11 protein-coding genes and 1 pseudogene are annotated in these 14,004 nt (G+C 65.5%); 5 read left to right on the top strand and 7 right to left on the bottom strand.

The features are described 5' to 3' along the window. The first annotated feature begins 121 nt into the window (after positions 1-121). Entirely contained in the window at positions 122-2,320 is a 2,199-nt protein-coding gene (uvrD, locus tag VHP37_28885; protein HEX2830387.1) for a DNA helicase II, read from the top strand. 118 nt (positions 2,321-2,438) lie between these two features. Here uvrD and VHP37_28880 read toward each other — a convergent pair whose 3' ends face one another. From VHP37_28880 to VHP37_28865, 4 genes are all read right to left on the bottom strand, one after another. Next, positions 2,439-3,185, bottom strand: a complete 747-nt coding sequence (locus tag VHP37_28880) for a BPSS1780 family membrane protein (GenBank protein ID HEX2830386.1) — start codon at positions 3,183-3,185, stop codon at positions 2,439-2,441. Between the two features lie 43 nt (positions 3,186-3,228). Continuing rightward, a complete protein-coding gene (locus tag VHP37_28875) occupies positions 3,229-4,170 on the bottom strand; it encodes a homoserine kinase (protein ID HEX2830385.1) in 942 nt (313 codons plus the stop codon). 12 nt (positions 4,171-4,182) lie between these two features. Next, positions 4,183-4,587, bottom strand: coding sequence for a DUF2782 domain-containing protein (locus tag VHP37_28870; protein ID HEX2830384.1), 405 nt, complete (start codon positions 4,585-4,587; stop codon positions 4,183-4,185). A 65-nt stretch (positions 4,588-4,652) separates the two neighbouring features. Beyond that, positions 4,653-5,375 carry a TIGR00730 family Rossman fold protein gene (locus VHP37_28865; protein ID HEX2830383.1) on the bottom strand — a complete coding sequence of 241 codons (723 nt, stop codon included), beginning with the start codon at positions 5,373-5,375 and terminating at the stop codon, positions 4,653-4,655. A gap of 75 nt (positions 5,376-5,450) precedes the next feature. Here VHP37_28865 and polA point away from each other — a divergent pair, with 75 nt between their 5' ends. Next, complete coding sequence (gene polA / locus VHP37_28860) at positions 5,451-8,171, top strand: DNA polymerase I (GenBank protein ID HEX2830382.1); 2,721 nt, start codon at positions 5,451-5,453, stop codon at positions 8,169-8,171. A 119-nt stretch (positions 8,172-8,290) separates the two neighbouring features. Here polA and VHP37_28855 read toward each other — a convergent pair whose 3' ends face one another. Continuing rightward, positions 8,291-8,968, bottom strand: coding sequence for a DUF4197 domain-containing protein (locus VHP37_28855; protein HEX2830381.1), 678 nt, complete (start codon positions 8,966-8,968; stop codon positions 8,291-8,293). 20 nt (positions 8,969-8,988) lie between these two features. Between VHP37_28855 and VHP37_28850 the strand changes: the two genes are divergently transcribed. From VHP37_28850 to VHP37_28840, 3 genes are read left to right on the top strand one after another with little or no spacing between them, the layout of a single operon-like run. Continuing rightward, a complete protein-coding gene (locus VHP37_28850) occupies positions 8,989-9,492 on the top strand; it encodes a TlpA disulfide reductase family protein (protein ID HEX2830380.1) in 504 nt (167 codons plus the stop codon). 20 nt (positions 9,493-9,512) lie between these two features. Next, a complete protein-coding gene (locus tag VHP37_28845) occupies positions 9,513-11,804 on the top strand; it encodes a putative Ig domain-containing protein (protein ID HEX2830379.1) in 2,292 nt (763 codons plus the stop codon). Further along, complete coding sequence (locus VHP37_28840) at positions 11,786-12,325, top strand: hypothetical protein (protein HEX2830378.1); 540 nt, start codon at positions 11,786-11,788, stop codon at positions 12,323-12,325. The genes VHP37_28845 and VHP37_28840 overlap by 19 nt, the downstream gene beginning before the upstream one ends. Positions 12,326-12,347: 22 nt before the next feature. Here the strand turns inward: VHP37_28840 and lipA are convergent. Together lipA and lipB are read right to left on the bottom strand one after the other, a co-directional pair. Continuing rightward, positions 12,348-13,271, bottom strand: a pseudogene (gene lipA / locus VHP37_28835) (lipoyl synthase). Between the two features lie 44 nt (positions 13,272-13,315). Next, entirely contained in the window at positions 13,316-13,963 is a 648-nt protein-coding gene (lipB, locus tag VHP37_28830) for a lipoyl(octanoyl) transferase LipB (GenBank protein HEX2830377.1), read from the bottom strand. Positions 13,964-14,004 lie beyond the last annotated feature (41 nt).

Raw genomic sequence — 14,004 nt, 5'->3', positions numbered from 1 at the left:
TTGAAGTACTGCAAAGTCAAAATGGGTCCCGGATCACGTGCGCTATCGCGCACAGGTCCGGGACGACGTGGCTGATCGCCACGTCGGTATAATCGGCGTGGTTTCTCCCACGCCGGTCCGCATGTCCCCCCATTTCCTCGAAGGCCTGAACGAGCGCCAGCTCGAAGCCGTCACGCTGCCGAACCAGTCGGCGCTCATCCTCGCCGGCGCCGGCAGCGGCAAGACGCGAGTGCTCACCACCCGCATCGCGTGGCTCATACAAACCGGGCAGGTCAGCCCGCACGGTCTGCTCGCGGTCACCTTCACCAACAAGGCGGCGAAGGAGATGCTCACCCGCATCTCGGCGATGCTGCCGATCAACACGCGCGGCATGTGGGTCGGCACGTTCCACGGGCTGTGCAACCGCATGCTGCGCACGCATGCGCGCGACGCGGGATTGCCGAGCCTCTTCCAGATCATGGATTCGCAGGACCAGCTCGCGATGGTCAAGCGCATCGTGAAGAGCATGAACCTCGACGAGGACCTGTATCCGCCGCGGCAGGCCGTCTGGTTCATCAACGGCAACAAGGAAGAAGGCAGGCGGCCGAAGGACGCCGACGCCTACGACGATTTCGCCGAGAAGATGGTGCAGGTCTACGCCGAGTACGAGGCCCAGTGCCAGCGCGAAGGCGCGGTCGATTTCGCCGAGCTGCTGCTGCGCTGTTACGAGCTCCTCTCGCGCAACGAGACGCTGCGCGATCATTACCGCGCGCGCTTCCGTCACATCCTCGTCGACGAGTTCCAGGACACCAACAAGCTGCAGTATCGCTGGCTGCAGCTTCTCGCGGGCCAGCAGAACACCATCTTCGCGGTGGGCGACGACGACCAGTCGATCTACGCTTTTCGCGGCGCGAACACCGCGAACATGCAGTACCTGCAGCGCGACTTCCAGATCGATCGCGTGATCAAGCTCGAGCAGAACTATCGCTCGCACGGTCACATTCTCGACGCCGCGAACGCGCTGATCGCGCACAACCGCAAGCGCCTCGGCAAGAACCTGTGGACGTCCGAAGGCAAGGGCGAGCCGCTGCGCGTGTACGAGGCCGCGACCGATCTCGACGAGGCCGCGCACATCGTCCAGGAAGTGCGGTCGCTCAAGAGCGAGGGCGTCGACCTGTCCGACATCGCGGTGCTCTACCGCTCGAACGCGCAGTCGCGGGTGATCGAGCACGCGCTCTTCAACGCGTCGCTCCCGTACCGGGTGTACGGCGGCCTGCGCTTCTTCGAGCGCCAGGAGATCAAGCACGCGCTCGCCTACTTGCGGCTCGTCGCGAACGCCGACGACGACGGCGCGTTCATGCGCATCGTCAACTTCCCGACGCGTGGCATCGGCGCGAAAAGCGTCGAGCAGATCGCGGAGGTCTCGCGCACGCGCGGCATTACGATGTGGGCCGCAGCATGCGCGAACACGCTTGCGGCCAAGGCTTCCGCGAGCGTCGCGGGATTCGTGCGGCTCATCGAGAACATGCGCATCGCGACCTCGGGTCAGGCCCTTCCCCAGGTGATCGAGCACGTGATCGACGCGAGCGGGCTCAAGCAGCACTACAAGACCGAGCGCGAAGGCGCCGAGCGCATCGAGAACCTGAACGAGCTGGTGAATGCCGCGGCGTCGTTCATCACCGAACGCGACGTTCAGCCGATCGTCGAAGGCGTCGAGGAGCCCGACGACCTCACCGCCTTTCTCGCGCATGCCGCGCTGGAAGCGGGCGAGCACCAGGCGATCGCCGGCTCCGACGCGCTGCAGCTCATGACGGTGCATTCGGCGAAAGGGCTGGAATTCCACACCGTCTTCATCAGCGGCATGGAAGAAGGCCTGTTCCCTCACGAGAACAGCGCCCAGGAGGAGGAGGGGCTGGAGGAGGAGCGCAGGCTCATGTACGTCGCGCTCACGCGCGCGCGCCGCAAGCTCCATCTCACCTTCGCGCAAAGCCGCATGCTGCACGGACAGACGCGCTTCAACGTCGCGTCGCGCTTCTTCCTGGAGATCCCCGGCGAGCTCATGCGTCGGACCAAAGCCGCGCCGCGTCCGCTCGCGCCGTCGTTCTTCGGCAACCGCGGCTACTCGGGGAACATCCCGGTGCAGCCGCGCGTGGTCGACATCGGCAACATCGACAACGGCCTGCCGTGGAAGATCGGGCAGAACGTCAAGCACGCGAAGTTCGGCACCGGCGTGATCGTCAGCGCCGAAGGCCGCGGCGCCGACGCGCGGGTGCAGGTCAACTTCCGCGACGCGGGGCTGAAGTGGCTGATGCTCGAGTACGCGAATTTGGCTCCGGCCTGAAAGCCAAAAGCAATTTAACCGCCACGGACGCAAAGGACGCCATTTAACTAACGTCGCGGCGTCAGGAGTGCGCGATGTTTAGCTTTCCTTTGCGTCCTTGGCGGTTCGACACGCCTTTTCAAGCCTCGGGCTGCGGATCGGGCTCGGTCTCGTAGATGTCCTTGTAGCTCGCGTACAGCGAGGGCAGCAGGATCGGCGCGAGGAGCCAGACGGCGAAGTCCGGCACGCGCAGCGCCAGCGCGAAAGGCATCGCGAGGAACATCCCGCCCAGCACCGCCACCCCGTAGACCAGCAGCGCGGGCGCGTTCCTGGCGCACGCGACGATGCTCGATTTCATCGCCGCCAGCGCGGTCATGTCCCGGAAATAGACGAGCAGCGGCGAGTACCAGATCGCCATGAGAAGCGGCAGCGAGAGGAGCATGCCGATGAGCAGCGCGCTCGAGACGGCCTGCGCGTCCTGCGTCGCACCGGCGGCACGGCCGGCCTGTGCGGCGGCCTTCAGCGCCGACATCGCCTCGCCGCCGATCGCGTTCACGACCATCATGACGCCCAGATTGCCCACGAGCGACACGCCGCCGACCGTGACCAGATGAGCGGCGTTACGGCGGAAGCCGCAGGCCAGATGCGCCAGCACGAGCGGCTCTCCGCGCTCGAGCGCCCGGCAGCCTTCCATCACACCGGCGATGAAGAGCGGCATCAGCAGCACGAACAGCAGGCCGAGCAGCGGCACCACGGCGAGCAGCCTGGTGCCGGCGAAGAGCAGCAGCACGATCGCGAGCCACCCGGCGGGACTCGCTTTGAACAGCGCGAAACCTTGCTTGATCCACATCCAGCCGTGACCGGCGCGGACTGTTCTGGGGTGCATCGTTATCTTTGCAGGTCGGGCGCGCGAGAGCCCGTATGGTACTTCAGGCGGACAGCGCGCGCGGATGCGCGAGGTGCCGTTCGAGGATGCGCTGGAAGTGCTTCGGGTCCTTGGCGTGCGTGAGCTCGCCGGGGCGGGGCAGGTGGAAGTCGTAAAGGCGCGATATCCAGAAGCGTAGCGCCGCCGCACGCAGCATGACGGGCCAAGCCTCCCGCTCGTGCGCGGTGAACGGCCGGATCGCGCGATAGGCGTCGGTCAGCGCGGTGCTGCGCTGCTCGTCGACGTCGCCGCCGGGATTCACGCACCAGTCGTTGACGCAGACCGCGACATCGAACAGGAAGGCGTCGGTGCACGCGAAATAGAAGTCGATGACGCCGGAGATGCGCTCGCCTTCGAACAGCGCGTTGTCGCGGAAGAGGTCGGCATGTATCGCGCCGGCGGGCAGGTCGGCGAAGCGCTGCGACGCCTGCAGATCCACTTCGCTCCTGAGGAGCGCGGCGTCATCGGGCGGGAGAAAGCCCGCGATCTCCGGCGTCACCGCCTGCCACCATTTCAGACCGCGCGGATTCTCCATGCGTGCGAGGTAGCTCGTGCCCGCGCGGTGGATGCGGGCGAGCACCGTTCCGACCGCGCGGCAATGAGAAAGACCGGGCTGCTCGATATCCTTGCCCGGCAGGAAGGACACGAGCGCCGTCGGCTTGCCGTTGAGCTCGCCGAGGAGCTCGCCTTCGAGGTCCGGGATCGGACGCGCGCTCGGAATGCCGTGGTCCGCGAGGTGCGCCATGAGGTTCAGATAGAACGGAAGCTCGGCGGGCGTGAGCTTCTCGAACAGCGTGAGCACGTAGCGCCCCGCCGTCGTGGTCACGAAATAATTCGTGTTCTCGATGCCGGCGGAGATGCCTTTAAGGTCGACGAGGGTGCCGACGTTGTGCTGGCCGAGCCAGACGCTGAGCTGCTCGGGGGTGACGGTGGTGTAGACGGACAATTCAGCGCGTGTTCACCACTGAAAGAGCACCCACATCGGGGGGCGCGTCATCGTGTCGTAGTTGTCGTAGCGCACGAACTCGCCGCGGCCCACGTTATCGATGAGGTAGTACGGCACGCCGTGGCTGGGCGTCACCTTGACCATGTAGAGCCGGCCGTTGAGGCGGTATTCCTCGACCGTCTGATCGGCGCGACGCTGGATCGTGACCTGCGGCTCGAGCGACGGGTCGAGCTCCATTCCCGGCGGCGGGGGCGGCGGCTCCGGAATCGGCTGGAGCTGCTGGTTGCCGCGGGTGAACGGCTTCCCGGCGGGAGCTTTCTGGGCGGGAGTCTGCGAGGGCAGCGCGCGGTCGTTCGGAGACTGGGCCAGAACGGGCAGCGCTAACCCGAGCAGCAATGTGGCGAATAGTGTGCGCATGAACCTTCCTTGATCGCTCGATTATCCGCGATGCACACCGAATCTCAAAGCACGATCCGTACCGCTCACAGGTTGAGCAGTATCTCTTCCTCGGCCTGCGACGGCTGGAATCCGCGCTTCTCGTAGTAATCGAATATCGCTTCTACGACCGAGCGCGGCTCGTCGATGAGCTGGATCAAACCCATGTCCTCCGGCGAGATCATGCCTTCGGCGACCAGCGTGGCGCGGAACCAGTCGATCATCCCGCGCCAGAAAGGCTCGTGGACGAGGATGATCGGCATCTTGCGCGTCTTGCCGGTCTGCACCAGCGTCAGCGCTTCGCTCACCTCGTCGAGCGTGCCGAAGCCGCCGGGAAACACCACGTACGCCATCGCGAACTTCACGAACATCACCTTGCGGGCGAAGAAATAGTGGAAGTTCTGCGAGACGTCCTGGTACAGGTTCGATTGCTGCTCGTGCGGGAGCTGGATGTTCAGGCCGACGCTCGGGCTCTTGCCTTCGTAAGCGCCCTTGTTGGCGGCTTCCATGATGCCGGGCCCGCCGCCCGAGATCACGCTGAAGCCCGAGTCCGAGAGCAGGCGCGCGGTCTCCTCGGCGAGCGTGTAATAGGGGTGTCCGGGCGCGGTGCGCGCGCTCCCGAAGAAGCTCACGGCAGGCCTGATCGCGGCGAGCTTCTCGGTCGCCTGGACGAACTCTGCCATAATACCGAGCACCCGATATGCTTCGCGCGCCGCCCACGATTTCTGGCTCAATTCGGGCGCAAGCGGGTGCGGGAATTTGTCAGTCATATCCTGTCGTGAAACGTGAAATGTGAAACGTGAAACGCGTTTCACGCCTCACGTTTCACTTTTCACCGTCCTTCAATGAAGACTCTGCTGCTCGTCGACGGCTCGTCGTATCTGTACCGCGCCTTTCACGCCCTGCCCGACCTGCGCAACACGCGCGGGGAGCCGACCGGCGCGATCTACGGCGTGATCAACATGCTGCGCAAGCTGCACAACGATACGCGCGCGGATTATAGCGCCGTGGTCCTCGACGCCAAAGGCAAGACCTTCCGCGACGACATGTACAGCGAGTACAAGGCGACGCGCGAAGCGATGCCCGACGACCTCACGTTCCAGGTCGAGGCGCTCAACACCACGATCCGAGCGATGGGGTGGCCGCTGCTGGTCGTCGGCGGCGTCGAAGCGGACGACGTCATCGGCACGCTCACCAAGCAGGCCGAAGCGCGCGGCATGCGCGTCATCATCTCGACCGGCGACAAGGACATGGCGCAGCTCGTGTCGCCCAACGTCTGCCTCGTGAATACGATGTCGAACGAGACGCTCGACGAAGCAGGCGTGGAGAAGAAGTTCGGCGTGAGGCCGCCGCAGTTCCTCGATTACCTCACGCTGATCGGCGACACCATCGACAACATCCCCGGCGTCGACAAAGTCGGGCCGAAGACCGCGTGCAAGTGGATCGCGCAGTACGGCTCGCTCGACGAGATCATGAAGCGCGCGAGCGAGATCGGCGGCGTGGTCGGCGAGAACCTCCGCAAGAAGCTCGACTGGCTGCCGACGGCTCGCGAGCTGCTCACGATCAAATGCGACGTGCCGCTCGACGTCACGCCGGAGCAGCTCGCGATCGCGGCGCAGGACAAGACGACCCTCGCCACGCTGTTCGAGCGCTACGAGTTCAAGACGTGGCTGCGCGAGCTTCGCGACGGCGGCGACGAAGCGGACCGCCAAGCGGTCGTCGAAGCGGCGGCGTCGATCATCACGCCGCGCGCGGCCGAAGCGTGCGATTACGAGACCGTGCTCACCGAAGAGCAGCTCAACTCGTGGGTGCTGCGCCTCGAAGGCGCGGAGATCGCCGCTTTCGACACCGAGACCACGAACATCGATCCCTTCCGCGCACAGATCGTCGGCCTCTCGCTGTCGGTCGAGCGCGCCTGCGCGGCCTACATCCCGGTCGCGCATACCTACGCCGGCGCGCCGGAGCAACTCACCGAATCCCTCGTGCTCGAGCGCCTGAAGCCGTGGCTCGAGGACTCCACCAGGCCCAAGGTCGGGCAGAACGTGAAGTACGACGTGCAGGTGCTCGCCAATCGCGGCATCCGGCTCGCGGGCGTGCAGCACGACACGCTGCTCCAGTCGTACGTGCTGGAGAGCCACAAGTCGCACGACATGGACAACCTCGCCGAGCGGCATCTGCAGCTCAAGACGACGACCTACGACGAGGTCACGGGCAAGGGCGCCAAGCGCATCCCGTTCGAGCAGGTGAGCGTCGAGACCGCGACGAGCTACTCGGCGGAAGACGCCGACATCACGTTGCGGCTGCATCGCTGCATGGCGCCGCAGGTCGAGAACGACGAGAAGCTCTGCCGCATCTACCGCGAGATCGAGATGCCGGTCATGAGCGTGCTCGCGACGATGGAGCGCAACGGCGTGCTGCTCGACGTGAAGCACCTCGCGGAGCTCTCGCGCGAGTTCGGCGGCAAGATGATGGACGTCGAGCGCCGCGCGCACGAGCAGGCGGGGCAGCCGTTCAACCTGAACTCGCCGAAGCAGATCCAGGACATCCTGTTCGACAAGGCGGGGCTGCCCGTCATCAAGAAGACGCCGTCGGGCACGCCGTCGACCGACGAGGACGTGCTCGCGCAGCTCGCGCTCGATCATCCGCTGCCCAAGCTCATCCTCGAGTACCGCGGGCTGTCGAAGCTCAAGTCGACGTACACCGACAAGCTCGCCGACATGATCAACCCGGCGACCGGCCGCGTGCACACGTCCTACGCGCAGGCGGTGGCGGTGACCGGGCGGCTCTCGAGCAGCGACCCCAACCTCCAGAACATACCGATCCGCACGACCGAAGGGCGCCGCATCCGCGAGGCTTTCATCCCGGTGCAGGGCTCGCAGATCGTGTCGGCCGACTATTCGCAGATCGAGCTGCGCATCATGGCGCACATCTCGCGCGACGAGAGCCTGCTGCGCGCGTTCGCGGAAGGGCGAGACATCCATCGCGCGACCGCGTCGGAAGTGTTCGGGTGTCCCGAATCGGACGTCACCTCGCAGCAGCGCAGCCACGTCAAGGCGATCAACTTCGGGCTGATCTACGGCATGTCGGCATTCGGGCTGTCGAGGCAGCTCGACATCGAGCGCTCGGCGGCGCAGCAGTACATGGACAAGTATTTCGCGCGCTATCCGGGCGTCGCGGAGTACATGCAGCGCACGCGCGAGCTCGCGCGCAAGCAGGGCTTTGTGGAAACGGTGTTCGGCCGCAGGCTATGGCTGCAGGAGATCCGCAGCGGCAGCCCGATGCGCCGCCAGGCGGCCGAGCGCGCGGCGATCAACGCGCCGATGCAGGGCACCGCCGCGGACCTCATCAAGCTCGCGATGATCCGCGTGCAGGACTGGCTGGAGAGCGAAACGCTCGGCACCAGGCTCATCATGCAGGTGCACGACGAGTTGGTGCTCGAAGTGCCCGACGCGGAAGTCGAACGGGTGCGGGAAGAGCTGCCGAAGCTCATGACCGGCGTGGCGGAGCTCGCGGTGCCGCTGGTGGTCGAGGTCGGCGTCGGGCCGAACTGGGAAAAGGCGCACTGAGAAGCCGTCATTCCCGAACCGCGGTAGCGGGACTATCGGGAATCCATTTTCGGAGCCTCCAACGTCAAAATGGATCCCCGCGTTCGCGGGGATGACGGTTGTCGCGGTCGCGACAACCGTCACTTCGCGGCGCTGAAGACGCGCTTGACAATATCGCTCGCCGCGCCCATCGGATTGGCACGAAATGCCTTCTCCTGTTCCGCGATCATGAGATACAGTCCGTCGAGCGCTTTCTCAGTGACGTAGCCTTCGATCGTCGATTGCTGCTCGCGGACGAGCCCGAGCTGCGCCGCCTGCCCGGCGAGGTTGTTGTACTGCTGCGCCAGCCCGACCTGATCGGTCGCCTTCTTCACGATCGGCCGGAAGCGCGTGGTGAGCTGCGATTGGGTGGTGCGCTTGAAGTAGTCGGTGGCGGCGGTGTCGCCGCCGGTGAGGATGCCTTTGGCGTCCTGCACGGTCATCTTCTTCACCGAATCGACGAGCAGCGTCTTCGCTTCGGGCACCGCCGCCTCGGCGGCGCGGTTCATCGCGACCACGAGCTCGTCCGCCTGGCGCTTCATGCCGGCGAAGCGCAGTGCGCTCTCGACGCGCTGGAGCGCAGGCGGCAGGGGGATCTTTACCTTGGGATTGTTGAGAAACCCGCCTTCCTTTCCGAGCTGGGCGACCGCAGCCGCGGAACCATCGGTGAGCGCCTGCTTCAAACCCGATGACGCTTCGCTGTTGCTGATGCCTGCGACGCCCGCGGCGACGGCGGAGCCCGCAGCCAGGCACGCCAGTAGAATCAGTATCCGACCCATCGATCCCCCTTTGACGCGGCATGAAATCGCGCCCTCTCATTCTAGGCCTGCTCGTGCTGGCCGTCGCCGGCTACGCCGGGTATCGCGCGCTGTTCGCGACGACGGCGGCGCCGGCGGTCGCTTTCACCTCGATCAAGGGCGAGCGCCTGACGACCCGGGACCTGCGCGGCCGCGTGGTGCTGGTCAACTTCTGGGCGACCGATTGCGTGGTGTGCATGAAGGAAATGCCGCGGATGGTGACGACGTACAAGAAGTACCAGCCGCGCGGCTTCGAGTTCATCGCGGTCGCGATGCGCTACGACCCGCCGAACTATGTCCTCAACTACACCGAGAAGAACGCGCTGCCGTTCCGCGTGGCGCTCGACCCGCTGGGTGAGATCGCGAAAGCGTTCGGCGACGTGAAGCTCACCCCGACCTCGATCGTCATCGACAAGCGGGGCAACGTGGTGGCGCGGATCATCGGGGAGCCCGATTTCGCGAAGCTCGATGCGTTGATCGAGGCGAAGCTGGCCGAGCAAGTCTAAAAAGCTGATATGAGACGACCGTGAGCAATGCCGCACCCATAATCACTGCAGCAGGCACATTCGATAGGAGCTTCGGCGGCGACGGGATCGTAACGACTGCCGTCGATCCTCAAGCGAACGATCAGGCGTTCGGCGTCGCGCTGGATGCGTCCGGCCGGATCGTCGTCGGCGGAAGCATGTCGCACGGGAGCGCGGGCTCTATTGGAGTCGGATATACCTTCGCACTCGCGCGATACAACCCCGATGGCGCACTCGATACCACGTTCGACGGCGACGGCAGGCGCCTCGACAATCCGGCTCTGTCCTCCCAGATACACGGCCTCGCAATCCAGGCCGATGGCAGGATCGTAACCGCAGGCTTCTTCCGCGTGGGCGGCCTTACTCAAGATTACGGGATTGTGCGTTACGAAGATGACGGCAGCCGTCAAGGCCTGATCGACGGCGACCCGAACTCCGCGTCTTTCAGCGACCTCGCGGCGGTCGCGTTGCAGTCCGACGGCAAGATCGTCGCCGTCGGTAACACGGACGGGCATAACCCCGGGGGCGCGCTCACCGACACGGTTCGGCTGCTGGTCGTTCGTTACAACGCCAGTGGTGCCATCGATAGCACTTTCGACGCCGACGGCCAGGTCATCGCTCCAATTGGAGGCTTAGGCTCCGCGATGGCACTGCAGGACGACGGCAAGATCGTCGCTGCGGGCCTGAGCATGATATACCGGCTGAACGCGAACGGCACGTTCGACTCGACGTTCGACGGCGATGGCATTCGCACCGACAGCGGCGGCTCGATCATCACGATCAAAGGCCTCGCGCTGCAATCGGACGGCAAGATCATCGTCGCGGGCACGGTCGGCACGTCCGGCCATTACGATTTCGGTCTCGCACGCTACAACACCGACGGCAGCCTCGATACCGCCTTCGGCACCGGCGGCAAGGTCGTTACCTCGATCGGCGCGAACGACGATGTGATCAACGCGGTGACCCTGCAAGCCGACGGCAGGATCGTCGTCGGCGGCTATACCACCAACGGCACGTACACCGACAGCGTGCTCGCGCGCTATAACGCGAACGGCACGCTCGACACGAGCTTCGACGGCGACGGCATACTCGTCCGGTCGTTGGGCGCGCAGGGGGACGTCATTACGAGCCTGGTCGTGCAAAAGGACGGCGCCATCGTCGGCGCCGGCTGGAGCCGCGAGGACGACGTCGAGTTCAACGACTTCGCGGTCGTTCGCGTGCTGGGCGGCGGGATTCCGGCAGCCTCCGCGACTCCGAACGCGTTCTTCGGCTATACCCTAAACGCAAACACGTTCAGCGACCCGGACGGCGACGCGCTGACCTACAGCGTCGCGGGCCTGCCGTCGTGGCTGAAGTTCGATGCCGCGACGCGCACGTTCTCGGGCTTCGCGCGACCGGACGATCTCGGCAGTTCGACTACGGTGACGGTCACCGCCACCGATCCGAGCGCGGCGAGCGTGAGCCAGAGTTTCGTGATCCCCGTCGTGGCGCCGCAAACCCTCACCGGCACATCGGGCGACGACCGGCCGCTCGGCAGCAGCGGCAACGATTTCTTCGTCAGCAGTGCCGGCAACGATGTCTACGAGGGGGGCGGCGGCAGCGACACGGTTTCATATGCCGCGAGCAGCGGCGCTGTTTCTCTGGACCTCACGATCACGACCGGGCAGTCGACGCCGGACGGCGTCGATACCCTGCTGCGCATCGAGAACCTGATCGGCGGCGGCGGTGACGATCGGCTGTCCGGCAACGCGAGCAACAACGTTCTCATCGGCGGTGACGGCGGCGATGTCCTGATCGGCCGCGGCGGCGACGACCTGCTGGTCGGCGGCAGCGGGTTCGACACGGCGCAATTCGCGGGTTTGAAGCACGATTACACCGTGACCAAGATCGGTCTCGATCTGGTCGTCACCGGCCCCGACGGCACCGACACGCTGAGCGGTATCGAGCGTCTCGCCTTCGACGACGTGCTGATGCGAGCCGGCCCCACGCCGGGCGACTACTACCCCGACGGCCGCGCGGACGTGCTGTGGCGGCATACCGATGGCACGGTGTTTTTCTGGCGTCTTCTCGACGACGCGGGCGGCATCGCGGGCGACAACGCGGGTGCCGTGGGCAACGACTGGCACATTGTCGGGACGAAAGGCGATTACAACGGCGATGGTGTGTCGGACATCCTGTGGCGGAACGACGACGGCCACACGTTGATCTGGCAGCTCGACGGCGCTGGCGGGCCGATGGCCGGGCCGACGTCCTCTGGCGCCACACCAATGGGGATGTGTTCGTCTGGCTCCTGAACGCCTCGGGCGGCGTGAATGGCGTCAATACCGGCAATCTCGGTGCCGATTGGCAGATTCTAGACGGCAGCGCCGATCACAACGGCGACGGTACGTCCGATCTCGTGATGCGCCAAACGAACGGCGACGTGAGCGTGTGGCTCATGGATGGGAGCAATCACGTAGAGAAGGCGCTGCCTCATCTCGACAACGCCGGGAGTCTCGTCAGCGCGAGAGGCGATTACAACGCCGACGGCATCTCGGATGTAATGTGGCGTCACACGGACGGGACGGTCCTGGAGTGGCTGATGGACAGCGTCGGGGATGTCGGCGCCAGTAACCAGTTCAGCGTCGACACGACGTGGAGCATCGTCGATGCAGTCGGCGATCGGGACGCCAACGGTAGCTCAGACGTGCTGTGGCGCAGTTCCGGCGGGACCGATGAGCGGGTCTTCCTGTGGCACATGGACCCGACCAGCGGCTCGCTCGCGAGCGGCCACTATGTCGGCGGAGCCGTGACCAGCGACTGGCAGATCGCCTGATCTGAAGTAGTACTCCTGAGGTCTAAACGACCCCCGCTCCGTGCGCCTGCTGGTCGGCGTGGTAGCTCGAGCGCACGAGCGGGCCGCAGGCGGCATGGACGAAGCCCAGGGCTTCGGCGGTGCGCGTCCATTCCTCGAAGATTTTCGGCTCGACGTAACGGCGCACCGGCAGGTGGTGCGCCGACGGCTGGAGATACTGGCCGATCGTCAGCATGTCGACGTCGTGCGTGCGCAGGTCGCGCATCACTTCGACGATCTCTTCGTCGGTCTCTCCCAGGCCCACCATCAGGCCCGACTTGGTCGGGATCTCCGGGAACCGCGCCTTGAAGTCCTTCAGCAGCTTGAGCGAGTGCGCGTAATTCGAGCCGGGCCGCGCTTCCTTGTAGAGCCGCGGCACGGTCTCGAGATTGTGGTTCATGACGTCCGGCGGGCATTCCGACAGCACATCGAGCGCGACGTCGAGGCGGCCGCGGAAATCGGGCACCAGGACCTCGATGCGCGTCTTCGGTGAACGCGCCCGCACTTCGCGGATGCAATCCTTGAAGTGACCCGCGCCGCCGTCGCGCAGGTCGTCGCGGTCCACGCTCGTGATCACGACGTATTTCAGGTTCAGCGCCGCGATCGTGTCGGCGAGATGCCGCGGCTCTTCCGGATCGGGCGGCAGCGGACGGCCGTGGGCGACGTCGCAGAACGGGCAGCGCCGCGTGCACAGATCGCCGAGGATCATGAAGGTCGCGGTGCCTTTGCCGAAGCACTCGCTGATGTTCGGGCACGTCGCTTCTTCGCAGACCGTGTGCAGCTTCTGCTCGCGCAGGATCGACTTGATCTCGTGAAAGCGCGTCTGGTCGCCGAGCTTCACCCGGATCCAGCCGGGCTTCTTCAGCCGCTCGGCGGGGACGATCTTGATCGGGATGCGCGAGGTCTTCGCGGCACCCTTCTGCTTTGCGCCGGGTGCTTTGTCGGGCGCAGCGTCTTTCGTGCCGGGTGCGCTCATTTCAACAGCCTCATCAGGTGTTGGGTCACTTTATCGGCGACGAGTTCAAAAGGCGCGTCGACACCGAGGTCCTTGAGCCGGGTCACCGAAAGTCCCGGATAGCCGCACGGGTCGATGTCGCTGAAAGGGGAGAGGTCCATGTCGACGTTGAGGGCGAGGCCGTGATAGCAGCACCCGCGGGTGACGCGCAGGCCCAGCGCTGCGATCTTGGCGGCGCCGACGTAGACGCCGGGCGCTTCGACCCGGCCGGCGGCCGCGATGCCGAAATCGGCGAGCGAGTCTATCACGGCGGTCTCCATCAGCCTAACCAGCGGCCTCACGGTGATCCCGCGCCGCTTCATGTCGAGGAGCAGGTAGACGACGACCTGGCCCGGTCCGTGATAGGTGATCTGTCCGCCGCGGTCGATGCGTACGAGCGGGATGTCGATGCGCTCGCGAGGCAGGTGCGCGCTGCGTCCGGCGACGCCGACGGTGTACACCGGCGGGTGCTCGACCACCCACAGCTCGTCGGGCGTTTCCTCGCTGCGCGCGGCGGTGAACGACTGCATCGCGCGCCACGTCGGCTCGTAATCGGCGCGGCCGAGATGTTTCACGCGGATCGGTCTGTCGCTGCCGGCGGCGCTCGCGCGGTTCAGACTTTGCATCGGTCCTGTCGGGTTGTTTCGTGCGATCAACGGTAGCACAA

Source organism: Burkholderiales bacterium (assembly GCA_036262035.1).
Taxonomy (GTDB): Bacteria; Pseudomonadota; Gammaproteobacteria; order Burkholderiales; family SG8-41; genus JAQGMV01.
Note: the sequence above shows the minus strand (reverse complement) of the source record. Positions and strands in the feature narration are given on the sequence as shown.

What these genes read in the sequence shown, in the direction of transcription:
- uvrD (HEX2830387.1), top strand. Translation starts at nt 122, where the DNA reads ATGTCCCCCCATTTCCTCGAAGGCCTGAACGAGCGCCAGCTCGAAGCC.
- polA (HEX2830382.1), top strand. Translation starts at nt 5,451, where the DNA reads ATGAAGACTCTGCTGCTCGTCGACGGCTCGTCGTATCTGTACCGCGCC.
- VHP37_28865 (HEX2830383.1), bottom strand. Translation starts at nt 5,375, where the DNA reads ATGACTGACAAATTCCCGCACCCGCTTGCGCCCGAATTGAGCCAGAAA.
- VHP37_28870 (HEX2830384.1), bottom strand. Translation starts at nt 4,587, where the DNA reads ATGCGCACACTATTCGCCACATTGCTGCTCGGGTTAGCGCTGCCCGTT.
- VHP37_28880 (HEX2830386.1), bottom strand. Translation starts at nt 3,185, where the DNA reads ATGCACCCCAGAACAGTCCGCGCCGGTCACGGCTGGATGTGGATCAAG.
- VHP37_28850 (HEX2830380.1), top strand. Translation starts at nt 8,989, where the DNA reads ATGAAATCGCGCCCTCTCATTCTAGGCCTGCTCGTGCTGGCCGTCGCC.
- lipB (HEX2830377.1), bottom strand. Translation starts at nt 13,963, where the DNA reads ATGCAAAGTCTGAACCGCGCGAGCGCCGCCGGCAGCGACAGACCGATC.
- VHP37_28855 (HEX2830381.1), bottom strand. Translation starts at nt 8,968, where the DNA reads ATGGGTCGGATACTGATTCTACTGGCGTGCCTGGCTGCGGGCTCCGCC.